Raw genomic sequence first — 14320 nt, forward strand, 5'->3', positions numbered from 1 at the left:
CTCCCTACGCCGTCTTATCCAGGAAGGCGCCGATCCAGTCGTGCACCTTGATCATGTGCTCTACCATTGCCTCGGGCGGAACCTCGCGCAAGACCTCACCGGTCTTCTTGTCAAGCATTCGCACAGACATAAAGTTGACTTCTTTGTGGTACTGGAACTGCAGATCAACATTGATGTTTCGCATGATCTCATTGAGCTGCTGCGTGATGAACGCCGTCTGCTCCTCCGAGAGCGGCGCATGCTGCTCCTTCTCCTCTGCAGAGGACTCAGCCGGTTCGGCTGCAGGCAGTGCGCTTGTAGGCGATGTCTGCAACGACTCCTGCACATTCGCCTTGGGAACATCTTCCCCCATACTGCTGACGGCGACCGCCGCAAGCATAACATCCTGAACATTCGTTACGGTCATAAGGCACCCCTCCGTGTGTCATTGGGAACGCATCCGGCGTTCCCATTCCGTTCTTCCTTGATGGTTCCTTCTCAGTTTTTGGGCAAGGCACTAAGATCAAAGTTCGCGGGCGCTGCCGCTGCCTTCTGATTCTCTTCCTGAATCGCCCGATAGATCTCACCGCGATAAATCTTGACGCTGCGCGGCGCATCAATGGCAATGCGCACGTTGTCGCCCTGGACCTCCACGATGTTGACGACGACATTGTCGCCGATCATGATCTGCTGTCTGGGTTTACGTGTGAGTACGAGCATTACCGTTCCTCCTTCTCAGCGGGGAACAGGCGATGCTTCGTTGTATATGCGCTCCGGTCAAGCACAATCTGCTTTGCCTGACGCGTTGCGGCATTGATGACGATGGGAGCCATGAGGTTCGCGGTCAGATCGCGGATCTCATGCCCCGAGAGTGTAAGAATCGCATAGATCAGCACCTCCTCCGGAGATGTCAGGCCAAGCTCTGCCTCCACCTCATCGTCGATGGTGAACTCGTAGTCCGGGAAAAATGTGAGCGGCATCGTCATCAAAAAGGCAAGATCCGGCGTTTGCACCGACTGCAGGAACACGTACGGACTGTCCTCCTCGTACGGTATGATGACAAATTCCCGCTCCTCCTCGAAGGCGGGAATGCCTGCCGCAAAATGGATGATGGACTCTTCTGCCGCCTCAATCTCACCGAAGCGGCTCGTCATAATCTTCTTCATCAATGACTCCTGTTATGCACGTACATCGTATTTGCCTTCGCTGACCCACCTGTGGATATCGCCTTTTTGCTGCAGGTATGTTTCGACACTGCCGCGGTTGTAGTGCAGGCGCGGACGACTCTCCGTATGCCAGTGCGGCGTCGTGTGACCGACGGTCGGCTCTCCGACCGCCTGTCCCACATCAAAATGGATCTCAGGATCGGGAATCGCGGCGGCAACAAGCTGACGCTGCTGTGTCATGCGGTTTTCCATGTCACGCTTGGCGAACTCTATGCCGACCTGACGCCCCGGCTTGGGGCCGTCCTCGGCGAGCGCCCACGCCATCTGCGTATGCTTCGAGGTTCCCTTACGCACCTCGCTCATGCCGCGCTCGAGATTCTCGCGGGCAAAGTCCGTATGATTCGTATATCCGTAGCTGTGCCGGCTCGGATAGCTGTCAATCGAGAGCTTCGGCTGCGTCACGCCGCGGTTCGAGCGCGCCTGCTGCGTCTCCTGCTCGTAGCGCGGCTGATGGATTCCGGAATCCAGCGAATTGTACTGTATACGCATGCCGATGATCGGCAGCGTGGATCGTATATTGAGATAGCGCATGGGCATAAAGGGCATCCTTTCCCGTTTATGAACTGCCGTTACATGGTATTACCGCAGATAATCCACGAGCGAGAGCGGCAGGATGCGCGCCCCCATCGAGAGCGACATGCTCATGATCGTCTGCTGCTGCATCATCTTCGTTGCGAGCTCCGCCACGTCCGTCCCGGTAGCCGTTGTGATATCGCGCGTGATATTCTCCTTGTGATCCGTGAGAATGCTCTTCATATCCGTGTAGAGACCGCTGCGCGAGCCCGTCTCCGTATGAGCCTGCAGCGTCACCTGATTGGCAACATCAGCAAGCGTAACGCCGTCCGAACTCAGCCAGTGCGCATCGCACGCCTTCGTCTTGGCATAGACCGTCAGCATATTGTTGACCATCGCTGTTCCCGAGGGGTCGTCAGGAACACGGCCGGAGTTCTTGTCGTCGAAGAGGTCGCGCCCGAAGATATCAACGCCCGTCTTGTTGACTGTATCCGCCGACGGCTCCGTCGAGCCGTTCTGCTTGACCATCGAGATGTAGCGCCTGTCGCCCTGATACGTGACAAGCTGCTGGCGCACATAGGAAAATTTCAGCGTCACACCGGGCACCGCTGCTGTATTGGACCAGTTTTCGCCCTTGCCGGGTGCCGCGACAGGATCGTTGATCAACTCTCCCGTGTTCTTGAAGTTGTCCTTGATGAAGCCCGAGCCCTTCGTCACGCCCGCGACATTCCCTACGAAGGTTGTTTCACCGGCAGCAATCGCATCCGCCTCGGTCTTATATCCCTTGGCGATCAGATCTTTGTAGCCATCCTGCACGAACTCCTTCGTGTAGACGTTGCCCGTAAGCGTATTCATATAGTAGGTCTTGCCGTCGCTGCCCTCAAGCGAGAGCATCTGATGCAGGAAATCTGCACTGTCGTTGTCGCTTGCCGACGTAAAGAACGCCGTCTGACGATCGTCAAGGCTCTTGGTAACGCCGCGCTTCTTCAGGTCTGCCTCACTCGACATGAGGAAGGGCTGCTTGAGATCTGCCTGCCCTGAGAAAACATAGCGGTCGCCGAGCTGGGTATTGCCGAGCGAGACGATCTGCTCGATGTTCGCCTTCATCTCGCGTGCAATCGCAGGCCAGTCGCCGCTCTTCTCATCCTTGTCGTCGTTCGCGCCCTGAATGGTCTTTGCCTTGAATGTCTTCTGGATGTCCTCCATCGCGGAGAGCGAGGTCTGCGTCGAGTTCATCCACGAGATGCCTGCCTGAACGCTGGCCTGATAGCGGTCGTTCTCTCCTTCGGAGACATCGTAGCGCAGGTAGCGCGAGTAGTCCACGGAGTTGTCCGATGGACGGTGCAGCTTGCTGCCGTCACCCTGTTCCATGAGTTTCGACTTCGTGTAGTCAAGCGCATTCAGATCGTGCTGATAGCGCCGCACCATGTAGTTGCTGCTAATGCGAACCATATGTCACCTCTTACCTTCCGACCACGCCCGTGCTGTTGATCAGGCGATCCAACATCTCATCCATCGACGTGAGCATGCGTGAGCACGCACCGTACCCCGTCTGGAACTTGAGCATATTCGTCAGTTCCTCGTTCCAGTCAACACCCGACGTGGACTGTCGCCACTGCTCGATCTGCGTCATGAGGTCGTCCTGCTGCTTGAGCGTCTTGTCGAGGTTCTCCGCATCCGCACCGAGCTTGCTCATCATGCTGTTGTAGTACTGGTTGATCGAGACATCGCTGACCGCGCGCACCGTGCCGCGCGGGTTCATCGTCCCCGCCTGGTCGATGTTGAAGAGCTTGCTCAGCTCGACCGCAATCGTACCGTCGGCGGTGCCGTTGACCCAGCTGTCATTGTAGGTGAAGGTCGAGGAGGTGTTGGTCAGCGTCGGCGTCACCTTCGTCCCTCCCGCGTTCGTGATCTGACGCGCGGCGACGAGGTTCTGTCCGCCCGGTGCAGTCAGTTCGTCCGCGATCTTGAGTTCGTTGATGATCTGCATGGACTGGAGTCTGTCCGGCGCGCCGATCACGTTGGTCGACACCGTTGTCGTCGGAGGCGGACCTGCCGCATGCGTACGCGTGAGGCTTGCCCCCGCTGCCTGCATATAGCGCTCACCCGTCAGCGGATCCACATGCCACGTGTACTGCATCTGGTCGTAGGTGGTTCCGTTCGGGGATTTGAACTTATTCTTTCCAAAGAAATTCAGCCACGTCGTCGAATCCGCATCGATGCCCGCGCCCTGCTTATGCACATCGTTGAATGTTGTGAGAAGGGTTGCGGAGATGTCCGCAAGCTGGTCGATATGTCCCTTGTCCTGCACGATTGTATCCTGCAGCGCCTTCAAAATGCCGCTCTGCGGGACATAGCCGATGCCGCCCGCCTCCTTGATGCGCAGGGTGTAGTCCGTGATCCCGTACTGCTTGTTGTTGATCGGCGGGCTCATCTCGAGCGTCAGAGAGCTTTCGCGCTGTACGAGCGACATGCCGTTCGACACGACCGTATACTGCCCGTTTGCTTCCTCGTAAACATTGACGTTCGTAATCTCGGAGAGCTTGTCTACAAGGAGATCGCGCTGATCGCGCAGATCGTTCGCCTTGCCGCCGTTCGTCTCGGCAAACATGATGTTTTTGTTGAGCCGTGCGATTTCCTTGGTAAGGCTGTTGACCTTGCCGACCTGAATCCGCATCTCATCGTACTGTGACGTAATCTGAACCTGCATCTGCTTCGCTGCTGTCTTAATGCGGTCGATGAGGTTGTTGCCCTTCGTGATGACCGATGTGCGCGAAGCCGAGTCGCTTGCGTAGTCGGAGAGGTTGACCCACGAAGAGTAGAACTGCTGCATCGCGTTCAGGACACCTGTCTTCTTTGAGTCGTTGAAAACCGTCTCGACCTTGTCGTAGTTCGTCTTGTACGTCTGGTAGAGGTTCTGTGCCGAGTTCTCCGACCAGTACTGCTTGTCCGCATAGATGTTGCGCGCACGGTTGAGTGCGACGACATCCACGCCGCCGCCGACGTAAACCCCGCCGTACAGGGAGGGGCGCTCCTGATAGTTCGTCGCCGCAGAATCCACGCGCTGCCGCGAGTACCCCTCCGTCGAGGCGTTCGTAATGTTGTGTCCGGTGGTGTCGAGCGAGAGCTGATTGTTCTGGATGCCCCGCACCATCGTATTGAGTCCGGCAAAAGTTGACCGCATAGATCCCTCACTCTTTCCCTATAATAACTACATCTAAATTATACATCCGCATCAAACATTGCAATTTCGCGCCGCACCCCCGGTGCAGGTCCCGCGACGGGCTGCGATCTGCCGTAGGTATCATCGGCGACCGTACCAGAGATGACATTGAGCTGATAGTTCACGAACTCTGCACTCTTGTGCAGGAGCTGCCCGCAGACCTGAACGCGCTCCCGCAGCTCCGCCTGGCGCGCGGCAGCCGCACGCAGAACGCGCTCGACCGCAAGCCGCTCCCGCAGGTTCGGTTCGCGGGAGACGAGGTCGGAGAGGCTTTCTGCCCCCGATCTCACGAGGAAGTCTGCCTGCTGCCGCGCGAGCGCACGCACCTCGCTCAGGCTGCGCTCTGCCTCTGCCGTCGGCTCTGCGATGCCTCCGCCCGAGGCACTCCGTGAGAGTGCTTCCCGCAGTGCGGCAAAGCGAAGCACCGCCCCGTCGCAGGCAGCGAGCTGTGCCTTTAGGAGTACAAGTGCCTCGCGTGTCTCATGTGTCATTGCCGCTCACGCCTTATAGTCCAGATTCTTCTTCAGATGCCGCACCTGTTCGCCGCCGCTGCTCCCATAGACGGGATCAACGACCGCGCCGCCGATCCTGCCGAGTTGTCGGTTTACCGCAATCAGTGCTCCCTCGATGAGGAGAGAGTTCGCCTCGCTGAGCTCCTTCGTCTCCTTGACGATGAGGCTCAGGCTGCGGCTTGCTGCGAGCACGGACCGGTGGACGGCATCCGTCGGTGCGAGGAGTGCAAGCTCCTCCATATTTGTCTCAGCGCTGACGCCGGGCGTATCCTTTGCAATCTGCGCGAGTTGGGTCAGGCGCTGCTTTTCGAGTTCCTGTACCGCGCGTGCAAGGAAGTCCTCCTCAGCGGTCAGTTTCTCCAGTGCCGCCATATCAAGCGCAACGAGAATACCGCGCTTTTTCTCCTGCAAAGCACGTATCTTCTCATATTGCCGATGCAGTTCCTCCAATGTTGCCGTGAATGCATTCCACATGGGTCTGCACCTGCATCAATAGCGCATTGCAAGCATCTTTGCCGCAATGTCCGAGGCAGCGGGTGCATACCCGCCCGCCTGTGCCTGTGCAAGCGCTTCTACACGCCCCTCACGCACATCGTCCATGCTCTGCAGCTTTTGCAGAATATCGCCGAAGCTCTGCACCTCACCGGAGAGCTCAAGTGCATCCGGGCGCTGCACGGCACCCGCCGCATCCACGCGGCGCGTTCCCGCTGCTGCGCTGCCGGCATAGAGGCGGCTGACCGCCGAGACTGCATGATTACTGATCAACATATCCTTCACCACCTATGTATCAGGAAGCACCGAGCAATGCAGCCCCGTCATCTTGGCGCATGCATTGGATCAGTGATTCATTTCTTCCGAAAATTACTCGGAGTCCTTTCACATTCTTTATCGAAAAAAAAAGACGGGTACTTAAGAACAAATTCCTAAGTACCCGTCTGTGTTTTTTACTTATCGCTAAGCGTTACGTATCCGCGGCGTCCGCTGCCGTCCGACGTCGTGCGCATGCCGGAGGCGGACTGCTTCGCGACAGCTGCCGTCAGCTCCTCACGCATCTCCTTCTGACACTTCTCGCAGTACTGCCCCTTCTGGATGGGCGACCCGCACTTCTCGCACGGATAAAAGAGTTCAACCCCCGACGAGAGGAAGCGCCCCTCGCGGATCATGCGCCGAACGACGGGCTCCTGTACCCCCGTCGCCTCAACGATCTCGGGGATCCGGCTCTTCGGATGATCGCGTACGAATTCAATAATCTGCTTTTCCCACTGCTCTTCCTTCTCGCGGCAGTCCATGCAGATACGAGAATTATTGATCGAAACAAATACCTTCCCGCAGCTTGAGCAGTTCTTCATCTTTCCTGCCATTGACAAACTCTCCTCTCAAATAGCGGATCGGTACACGCTTGATCCAACACTATTTCCATTACGGTTCGTATTTTACAACAGGACACGCGAAAATGCAAGACTTCAGCACGGGAGCTTATCTCCATCCATCAAGCCTGCTTTCGCCGCACGAAGATCCCGCCCTCCGGTGTCAGGATGCGGCAGCTGTTCAGCACCACCGCGAGTGTCGCCGTATTGTGAATCGCCGCCGCCGCGAGCGGGCTGATCGTGCCGAGTGCACCGAGCAGCATCGCCGACGAGTTGACGAGCAGCGTTGCCTTGAAGTTCTGATGCACGAGGTGCATTGTCCGCTGACCGATGCGCAGAGCCTCCACGAGACGCGTCGGATCCTCCGAATGGATCGTCACCGCCGAGGACTCCGCCGCGATGTCCGTCTGCCGCCCGCCGAGCGAAACGCCCACGTCTGCAAACGCGAGTGCAGGCGCATCGTTGATGCCGTCGCCGACCATCATGACCGTACCGCGCTGACGCAGCTGGTTGACGTAGCGCGACTTGTCCTCGGGCAGTATCTCCGCATGATAGGAGTCCACATCCATCTCGCGTGCCACATCCGCAGCAACCGCCTTCGCATCCCCTGTCAGCATGACAATCTCGTCCACACCGCAGCGGCGCAGCTGGTTCAGCGTCTTTTTCATCTTCGGACGGATCGGATCATCGATGCCGATAATGCCGATGAGCTTCGTGTCACGCGCCACATAGAGAAGATTCTTCCCTGTCACCGACGCAATGAGATTCTCCTCGTCCACAACGCCGTTTTCCTGCAAAAAGCGACGGCTGCCGACGCGGATCGTTCCGCCCGCAAAGCCCTCGAAATCCGGCACCTCGGCGAGCATGCCGCGCGCGACAATCGTCTCGGAGGAGCGGTGCTGCGGTGCCTTCCACGCCTGCTCCTCCACATATTTCTGAATCGCGACCGCGAGCGGGTGAACAGAGTGTTCCTCCGCCGAGGCCGCAAGCAGGATCACTTCCTTTTCCTCCACGCCCTCTGTCGTACGAATGAACGTGATCTCGGGCACGCCGACCGTCAGCGTCCCCGTCTTGTCGAGCACCACCGTATCCGTGCGCGCGAGCGCCTCCACATAGTTGCCGCCCTTCACGAGAATACCGCGCTTTGCCGCCGCCGCAATGGAGGCCGACATCGCCGTCGCCGTGGAGAGCTTCAGCCCGCAGGAAAAGTCGATAAAGAGCAGGTTCAGCACCCGCCCCCAGTCGCGCGTCGCCCCGTAGACAATCGCCGCACCGAGGAAGGACACGGGTACGAGATAGTTCGCCATCTGGTCGGCGAAATTCTGCACAGGCGCACGACGCGTCTGCGCCTCCTCGACGAGGTGGACAATATGTGCGAGAGACGTATCGCCGCCCACCTTCTCCACTGCAATGACGAGCTCCCCCGCCTCGACCACGCTGCCGGCGTAGACCGGCGTGCCCTCATGCTTCATCGCAGGCGCGGACTCGCCCGTGATGGAGGCCTGCGTCACCGCCGCATCGCCGCGCAGGACGCGCCCGTCGATCACAATCTTCTCACCCGCGTGGACGGCGATGATATCGCCGGGGCACACCTCGTCGACAGACACCTTGCGCTCGACCTCGCCGTCCGGCGTCTCCTCAACAAGCCACACATCGCGCTGCCCGAGTGAGAGCAGTCCCGAGATATGTGTGCGCGCCTTCTCCGCTGCGTAGCTCGTCAGCATCTCCGCACCGTTGCTGAGTGCGAGGAGCATGAGGCTCGACTCCGGCTTGCCCGCCAGCACGGAGGCAACGACCGCCGTTGTCGTCAGCGTGTCCGCATTCGGCTGTCGATCCTTGATCAGTCCGCCGATTCCCGTCTTGATGAAGTTGCGTGAGATTCCGAGGACGAGCAGGGAGCGCAGCACGGTCATCAAGGCAAAGAGCTCGGGCGCACCGCGCTTCAGGAGCTCCATCGCCGCAAAGCTCGCCAGCGAGATCACGGCATCACGCCGAAACTCCGCCATCTGCTCCGTCGGGGTCACCGACTTCTTCGCTGCCTCGCGCACGGCACGCTCCGCCGCCGCCAGCATACGAGCGGCAGGAATCGCCCCCTCATGCCAGACATCGACATGAGAGTCGCGTACAGAGGCCGCAGTTACCGCAGGGAAGCGGCGCATCCGCACCGCCAGACGCAGCGCATCCTCACGCGGGAGCGCCGTGCGCAGACGAATGCGCGTATGTATGAGCTTCATACCTTCCACCCTCTCATCAGCGTCAGCGCCCACCAGAGCATCTGCGAGCCCGACGGCGTATTGTTCGTGAGCACGAGCTGACGAATGCCGCGCAGGACGAATACGCCCGCAACCACAGAACTCAGATCGAGTGCGCCGCCCGTATTCCGCTGAATCCATCCGCTGAAATCGTGCACCGAACGGCGCACACTCTGCGCGAGTGTGGCGGGCGGCGGAGCCGTGCGTCCCTCCGCAAAGATCGCCTCCAGCCCCTCTGCAAGGATGAGAATATGCGCCTCATCCTCCGGCGCATAGACGAGCAGGATACTTCCCGCGAGCGCGTTGGCACGCACCTCCGCCACAAACGGCAGACGTGCCAGCCGCGCCTCAAGAACCTTTGCGAACTCCGGTGTCAGATACGGCGTCCGATAGCGCCGCCGCCCGCACGATGCGTGCACACAGACAAAGGGCTGCTCCGCCCGCACCTGCTCCGCGCGCTCCTGCGCCCGCACCTGTGCAGCCGCAGTTCCATGTCCACCCGTCCGGCCACCGCCAAAGAGTCCGGCAAGCGCCGAAGCTCCACCGGCAAGACCGCTTGGATCGGACGAGAACATATTTCCCTGCATGAAACGGCCATGACCGCCGCCCATCCCCTGTGCAAAGGACGCGCCGCCGCTGCCCGAGCCGCCGAGTGTCTGGCGCAGCATATTTGCAATCGACGCGCCGAGCATCAGTCCTGAAACATAGTTCATGATGCCTTCCTCCTCGCATGGGTGCGCATGTAGTCCTCCACGCGGCGCAGCTGGGCGTTCGCACGCAGACGCTCCGGCTCGTACGTGATAAGGATCGAGCCCGTCTCGATATTCGTCTCCACGCGCTCAATCTCCATAAGTGCGCCAAGACGAGCCTGCACCTCGGCCTCGAGCGTCGCATTGTTCACCAGCTGCTTGCTGTAGAGGCGCACACGCCCCGGCATATAGGATGCAATGTCCGTCGTACGGACGAATACATCCACCGCCGACTGCGGTATCGCATTCTTAATCGTATCAAAAATATTCATGGAAAAATCGTTTCCTCCCTTTCTTTTTATGACTATTTTTACGTCTATAATATTCTGCAGCACCTGTACCGCAGGGTCTTTTTGAAAAAGGGGCTGTGCGCGATGCCGCGCAACAGCCCCAAGCCCAGTGGAACGCTCTTTTACTTCTCCGATGCAGACTGCGCCGCAATCAGATCCTCAAGCTCCTCCTTCTGACGCTGGAGCTCCGCCAGCGAAAGATCCGCCTGACCGGCCTCAAGAGCCGCAAGCTGCTGCGTGCGCTCCTGCATGAAGCGGTAGCCAAAAATACCTGCAACCGCACCGACTGCAAGGCCAATCCAGAAATCTGTCTTCGAGAACATGATAATTCCTCCTCTGTTCTATTGCCCGAATCAGGGCATTTTCGCTTCTTGGCGCTTTGCCTCATATCGAGTGAACGTCTCCTCATCCCCCAAAGTCCGGCTTGCGGCTTCCCTGAGCAGATTCGTTCGACGATGATAATTCCTGCGCCATGAGAACCGCAGCAATGCCGCCGTCCTCTCTGGAACCATCGTGTTGTTCTCAGTATATATGAGAATAACGAATATGTCAATAGTCCCACGATAATCAGGAATAACTATTGACTTCATACTCATATAAATATCATTATCATTGTATATGATAATTCAAATGGTCTCAATATTCCACGAAAGGACTTCTCCATGAAAATCCATCCACAACGCTTTTCTCGCTTCCTTGCCGTATGTCTCGCCCTTGCAGTCCTCCTCTATGCACTCACCCATCTGCCGAGCGGAGAGGACGGCGATCCGCCGACGTACAAGGCGGAGGTTCTTCACGTCACGGAGGTCGAGAACGAGATCCAGAATTTTGCGCCCGGCAGTGCGCAGTACGAGGTACAGATCCGCATTGATTCCGGCTCCGCAGAGGGCAGCGAGCACACAATCACACATCGTACACTGAACAACCCCGCCTTCGACATCCACCCTGCAGAGGGTGAGAACATCATCGTCCGTGCGGAGAACGAAAGCTACGCCATCGTCGACTACGACCGTCTGCCCGCCATGCTCTTCCTGCTGCTTGGCTTTGCGGCACTCCTCATCCTCTTCGGCGGCGTGACCGGTGCAAAGGCACTGCTCGTCCTCCTCTTCGCCGTCCTCCTCATTGCGAAGGGACTCATCGCGTTCATCCTCTTCGCGCCCTCGCACATCCTCCTATGGACGATTCTCATCGGCGCCGTCATCACACTCGCAACCCAGCTCATCGTCAACGGGCGCAACGTAAAGTCTGCGGGCGCGATCATCGGCACCATCGGAGGCATCCTCATCGCAGCACTTCTCGCCATCCTCGCCATCCACTTCACCTATCTCACAGGTGTCTCCGAGGAGCAGGCAGGCATGCTCAAGGCACTCTATCTGAAAGATGTGGACTTCCGTGAGCTGCTCTTTTCCGGCATTGTGCTCGGTGCTCTTGGTGCCGTCATGGATGTCGCTGTCTCCATCGCCTCCGCGCAGTACGAGATGAAGCTGCTTGCGCCCAAGACCAAGTTTCAGACACTCGTCTCCTCCGGGCTAAATGTCGGCCGCGATGTCATGGGCACGATGGCAAACACCCTCGTCCTCGCCTACATCGGCGGCGCACTTCCGCTCATCCTCCTCATCTCCGCACAGCCCGACATCTCCCTCGTACACGTCATGAATCTAAACATGATCGCAACCGAAATCGTACGCTCCCTGATCGGCAGCATCGGGCTTCTCTGCGCCATCCCCATCACCGCCTACGCCACCGCCTTCCTCATCACCATCCGCCCGCGGCGCAAGAAAAAAGCGGAGGGCTGACCTCCGCCCAATATTGCCCGATGAACAATTCTCAACAACTAAATTATTTTCTCCCAAAAACACACGCATCTCTGCATATAGCTTAAAGGTTCAGAATGCGCGCAGTGAGACGAACAACATCTGCAACGTTGTAGCAGTCAAAGGCTTTTGCATCCAATGTGAGTTTCTCAGTCTCTGCTGAGTATCCTGTTTTATAGTCACTGAAAAGCTCCATTTGGGGATTCTCCACCTGTTTTGGCTGCGCGCAGATTGCTTCATAGAAGGCTCTGCACTGCCGATATTTCTTTATGCCGCATTGAGAAGCAGCATAAAGCAGCATTCCGCAAAACCGTTCAAACTGTACATCCGTCAAATATATACGTTTGCCAAAGTAGTCAAAGCAATGATCCTCGGCCACCTCTGCATGGATCACTCCCATTTCTTGCAGACGCATGACGCTCATATAAAATCCAAGCTTATCCGCCGTATCAATATATGGAACGCGGTACTCTCCGTCGCGCAGAACATACTCACCCATCTGATCACACAAATACTTCTTTTTTTTGTTTATATTCGTCACTGCTGCAACATCATCATTAAAAATCAGTGTTCCTGCGCCAATCGAATATCCCGACATCCCGGCAGTCGTGAGGGGGCAGTTGATATGAACAACGTGATCATTCAGAAAAAGGTTGACCGTGGCCATATAAGCATCCTGGGCGATACCATCAAGCAGCCTTCCTGTCCTTTGCCGCAATGTGTGTAAATAGCTGCGGCGAAAACCAGAATTAATGTAAAACAACGGCAAATTATAAAAAATATCGTCAATGTGCTCCACAATATCACGATGATTGGAATACAGACCAAGTCCGTGATAGAGAGCAGACACCTCCGCCTCATAAAGAGGGACTTGAAGAATACTACGATCATACGGCAATAATGCCGGCCATGTGTAGAACCCCCGATTCCAGCTGAACATAGGTTCTTTGGGATGATCTGCGAGTGCTTTCTTTAGGTAGGTAAGCGCCCACGGATAAACACCGTCATCCGCACCAATTGAGAAGATAAACTCCCCATGCGCATGGAGGAAGGCAAATTCAAAACTCTTATCAAGAGGGAGAGAGATAGGTGTCTTATAATAGCGAATACGAGGATCACCTATCTCCTCATAAAGCTCGCGTACAGCCGTACAGCCCTCGTCTGAGTTATCGCTCAGAACGACCTCATAGCTTCCTGCATAATCCATCGCAAGACAAGTCTTTAACGTGTGTCGCAGCGTATCTGCCGAATTGCGCACGGGAATCACAATCGAAAAATCACAGGAGGCAGGTGCCGCAAGTAATGTCTCAGCAGATTCTCCATAGAGATAGCTAATATACTTGAGATAATCCCCCGTCCAAGCAAACGAAAGGCCATAGGAGAACTGCTTCGGCAAACAATGCGAAAGTCTCTGAATATCTCCAGCAAGTGCCGTCCGTGCATGAAGCTCTCCCATGCGCCCATCACGTGCAAAGACGATGAGCGGCGCGTCCTGCGAGATACTGCGAGTGAGCAGGCGGATAACGGCAGGGGTTGCATCGACGACGAAATCGGAATCCATGCGGCACTTGCCAACAGTAATAACAATACATTCCCGCTCTGTCTGTGCATCTTGGATGCATGAAAGCGCATATGTATTTATATCCTGTACCGGCAAGACTTCATCATATTCACGCAGAATAATCACGTTCTGACCTAGCAAATGCAGTACATTTGCTAGCACATCTATATCCGTACGGTCGCCTGCCGCATCATCAATCAAGAGGAACGTATAAGAACCGCCATCGGTAAACATCCGTGCCAAATAGCCGAAGTTCCCCTTATAAACAGGATGCGGATACGGCTGCCCGGCATCCTGAAGGATATAATTCTCACAGTCCTCCATATGTCCAGCCCGTTTACACCACGCCATCATCAACACAGCAGAAAGCAGCGTATTGCGCGTCACATAGTATTGCTCAGCAAGGGCATGCAGTTCATCGAGATCTGTCTGCCCCACAAGCAGATGCTCCTTCATGTCGTCCAGGACATCAAATGGCTGCTGAGGCAAAACACCCGTCTGATAGAATTCGACTAAAAAATCCAACTGGCGATGTTCGGGAGAGTTTTCGGTATAAGTGCGTCGTTTGAGTGCAAAAATATCCGAAAGCCCTTCCTGGGGATAGAATTCCTGCACAACATAGTCGATAACATTGCGACACTTCTCAGCATCCTCTCCCTTGGCGAGCATCAGCTCTACTTCGGCGCAGATATAAGGCAGCCGCTTTGGATAGACAGAGCGCAGTTCATCAATTCCTTCCTCCGCCTTGCACAGATCTTCTCCGCCACCACGATCGATCCATTTACGTATCTGCCGTAAGGTCGAATGGTATTCTGCTTCTGTCATAAACACCTA

Annotated in this window: 16 protein-coding genes; 1 reads left to right on the forward strand and 15 read right to left on the reverse strand. The window is 56.7% G+C overall.

Features of this window, described 5'->3' with window-relative positions:
- Positions 1-4 precede the first annotated feature (4 nt).
- From BCS37_RS09930 to BCS37_RS09995, 14 genes are all read right to left on the reverse strand, one after another.
- Complete coding sequence (locus tag BCS37_RS09930; protein WP_069181280.1) at positions 5-406, reverse strand: flagellar protein FlaG; 402 nt, start codon at positions 404-406, stop codon at positions 5-7.
- Positions 407-477: 71 nt separating this feature from the next.
- Entirely contained in the window at positions 478-699 is a 222-nt protein-coding gene (gene csrA, locus BCS37_RS09935) for a carbon storage regulator CsrA (RefSeq protein WP_009656959.1), read from the reverse strand.
- Positions 699-1145, reverse strand: a complete 447-nt coding sequence (fliW, locus tag BCS37_RS09940) for a flagellar assembly protein FliW (protein ID WP_069181281.1) — start codon at positions 1143-1145, stop codon at positions 699-701. Before fliW ends, csrA begins: the two co-directional genes overlap by 1 nt.
- A 12-nt stretch (positions 1146-1157) precedes the next feature.
- The gene (locus tag BCS37_RS09945; protein ID WP_069181282.1) at positions 1158-1742 is read right to left on the reverse strand and encodes a DUF6470 family protein; all 585 of its coding nucleotides are present in this window, start codon (positions 1740-1742) and stop codon (positions 1158-1160) included.
- A gap of 42 nt (positions 1743-1784) precedes the next feature.
- A complete protein-coding gene (locus BCS37_RS09950) occupies positions 1785-3170 on the reverse strand; it encodes a flagellin N-terminal helical domain-containing protein (protein ID WP_069181283.1) in 1386 nt (461 codons plus the stop codon).
- Positions 3171-3180: 10 nt separating this feature from the next.
- Positions 3181-4902, reverse strand: coding sequence for a flagellar hook-associated protein FlgK (gene flgK, locus BCS37_RS09955; protein ID WP_069181284.1), 1722 nt, complete (start codon positions 4900-4902; stop codon positions 3181-3183).
- 38 nt (positions 4903-4940) lie between these two features.
- On the reverse strand, positions 4941-5432 hold the full coding sequence (locus BCS37_RS09960; RefSeq protein ID WP_069181285.1) for a hypothetical protein: 492 nt from the start codon (positions 5430-5432) through the stop codon (positions 4941-4943).
- 6 nt (positions 5433-5438) lie between these two features.
- Complete coding sequence (locus BCS37_RS09965; RefSeq protein ID WP_069181286.1) at positions 5439-5927, reverse strand: flagellar protein FlgN; 489 nt, start codon at positions 5925-5927, stop codon at positions 5439-5441.
- 15 nt (positions 5928-5942) lie between these two features.
- Entirely contained in the window at positions 5943-6221 is a 279-nt protein-coding gene (locus BCS37_RS09970; protein ID WP_069181287.1) for a flagellar biosynthesis anti-sigma factor FlgM, read from the reverse strand.
- A 176-nt stretch (positions 6222-6397) separates the two neighbouring features.
- On the reverse strand, positions 6398-6814 hold the full coding sequence (locus BCS37_RS09975) for a flagellar protein (RefSeq protein ID WP_069181288.1): 417 nt from the start codon (positions 6812-6814) through the stop codon (positions 6398-6400).
- Positions 6815-6942: 128 nt separating this feature from the next.
- Positions 6943-9054: a heavy metal translocating P-type ATPase gene (locus BCS37_RS09980; RefSeq protein WP_069181289.1), complete on the reverse strand. Its 2112-nt coding sequence runs from the start codon at positions 9052-9054 to the stop codon at positions 6943-6945.
- Positions 9051-9785 (reverse strand): HMA2 domain-containing protein, encoded by a 735-nt coding sequence (locus BCS37_RS09985; RefSeq protein WP_069181290.1) that lies wholly within the window; start codon positions 9783-9785, stop codon positions 9051-9053. Before BCS37_RS09985 ends, BCS37_RS09980 begins: the two co-directional genes overlap by 4 nt.
- Complete coding sequence (locus tag BCS37_RS09990; RefSeq protein WP_069181291.1) at positions 9782-10093, reverse strand: HMA2 domain-containing protein; 312 nt, start codon at positions 10091-10093, stop codon at positions 9782-9784. Before BCS37_RS09990 ends, BCS37_RS09985 begins: the two co-directional genes overlap by 4 nt.
- A gap of 140 nt (positions 10094-10233) precedes the next feature.
- Entirely contained in the window at positions 10234-10434 is a 201-nt protein-coding gene (locus BCS37_RS09995) for a hypothetical protein (RefSeq protein ID WP_006693097.1), read from the reverse strand.
- Between the two features lie 339 nt (positions 10435-10773).
- Between BCS37_RS09995 and BCS37_RS10000 the strand changes: the two genes are divergently transcribed.
- Positions 10774-11907 (forward strand): YibE/F family protein, encoded by a 1134-nt coding sequence (locus BCS37_RS10000; protein WP_069181292.1) that lies wholly within the window; start codon positions 10774-10776, stop codon positions 11905-11907.
- 82 nt (positions 11908-11989) lie between these two features.
- On the opposite strand, the gene BCS37_RS10005 is transcribed toward BCS37_RS10000, so the two are convergent.
- A complete protein-coding gene (locus BCS37_RS10005; RefSeq protein WP_069181293.1) occupies positions 11990-14311 on the reverse strand; it encodes a glycosyltransferase family 2 protein in 2322 nt (773 codons plus the stop codon).
- Positions 14312-14320 lie beyond the last annotated feature (9 nt).

Origin of the sequence: Selenomonas sp. oral taxon 920, assembly GCF_001717585.1 — a bacterium.
Classification (GTDB): Bacteria; Bacillota; Negativicutes; order Selenomonadales; family Selenomonadaceae; genus Centipeda.

Excerpts from the sequence above, each read along its gene's own strand:
- BCS37_RS09930 (WP_069181280.1), bottom strand. The coding sequence starts at position 406 with ATGACCGTAACGAATGTTCAGGATGTTATGCTTGCGGCGGTCGCCGTC.
- csrA (WP_009656959.1), bottom strand. The coding sequence starts at position 699 with ATGCTCGTACTCACACGTAAACCCAGACAGCAGATCATGATCGGCGAC.
- fliW (WP_069181281.1), bottom strand. The coding sequence starts at position 1,145 with ATGAAGAAGATTATGACGAGCCGCTTCGGTGAGATTGAGGCGGCAGAA.
- BCS37_RS09945 (WP_069181282.1), bottom strand. The coding sequence starts at position 1,742 with ATGCCCATGCGCTATCTCAATATACGATCCACGCTGCCGATCATCGGC.
- BCS37_RS09950 (WP_069181283.1), bottom strand. The coding sequence starts at position 3,170 with ATGGTTCGCATTAGCAGCAACTACATGGTGCGGCGCTATCAGCACGAT.
- flgK (WP_069181284.1), bottom strand. The coding sequence starts at position 4,902 with ATGCGGTCAACTTTTGCCGGACTCAATACGATGGTGCGGGGCATCCAG.
- BCS37_RS09960 (WP_069181285.1), bottom strand. The coding sequence starts at position 5,432 with ATGACACATGAGACACGCGAGGCACTTGTACTCCTAAAGGCACAGCTC.
- BCS37_RS09965 (WP_069181286.1), bottom strand. The coding sequence starts at position 5,927 with ATGTGGAATGCATTCACGGCAACATTGGAGGAACTGCATCGGCAATAT.
- BCS37_RS09970 (WP_069181287.1), bottom strand. The coding sequence starts at position 6,221 with ATGTTGATCAGTAATCATGCAGTCTCGGCGGTCAGCCGCCTCTATGCC.
- BCS37_RS09975 (WP_069181288.1), bottom strand. The coding sequence starts at position 6,814 with ATGGCAGGAAAGATGAAGAACTGCTCAAGCTGCGGGAAGGTATTTGTT.
- BCS37_RS09980 (WP_069181289.1), bottom strand. The coding sequence starts at position 9,054 with ATGAAGCTCATACATACGCGCATTCGTCTGCGCACGGCGCTCCCGCGT.
- BCS37_RS09985 (WP_069181290.1), bottom strand. The coding sequence starts at position 9,785 with ATGAACTATGTTTCAGGACTGATGCTCGGCGCGTCGATTGCAAATATG.
- BCS37_RS09990 (WP_069181291.1), bottom strand. The coding sequence starts at position 10,093 with ATGAATATTTTTGATACGATTAAGAATGCGATACCGCAGTCGGCGGTG.
- BCS37_RS09995 (WP_006693097.1), bottom strand. The coding sequence starts at position 10,434 with ATGTTCTCGAAGACAGATTTCTGGATTGGCCTTGCAGTCGGTGCGGTT.
- BCS37_RS10000 (WP_069181292.1), top strand. The coding sequence starts at position 10,774 with ATGAAAATCCATCCACAACGCTTTTCTCGCTTCCTTGCCGTATGTCTC.
- BCS37_RS10005 (WP_069181293.1), bottom strand. The coding sequence starts at position 14,311 with ATGACAGAAGCAGAATACCATTCGACCTTACGGCAGATACGTAAATGG.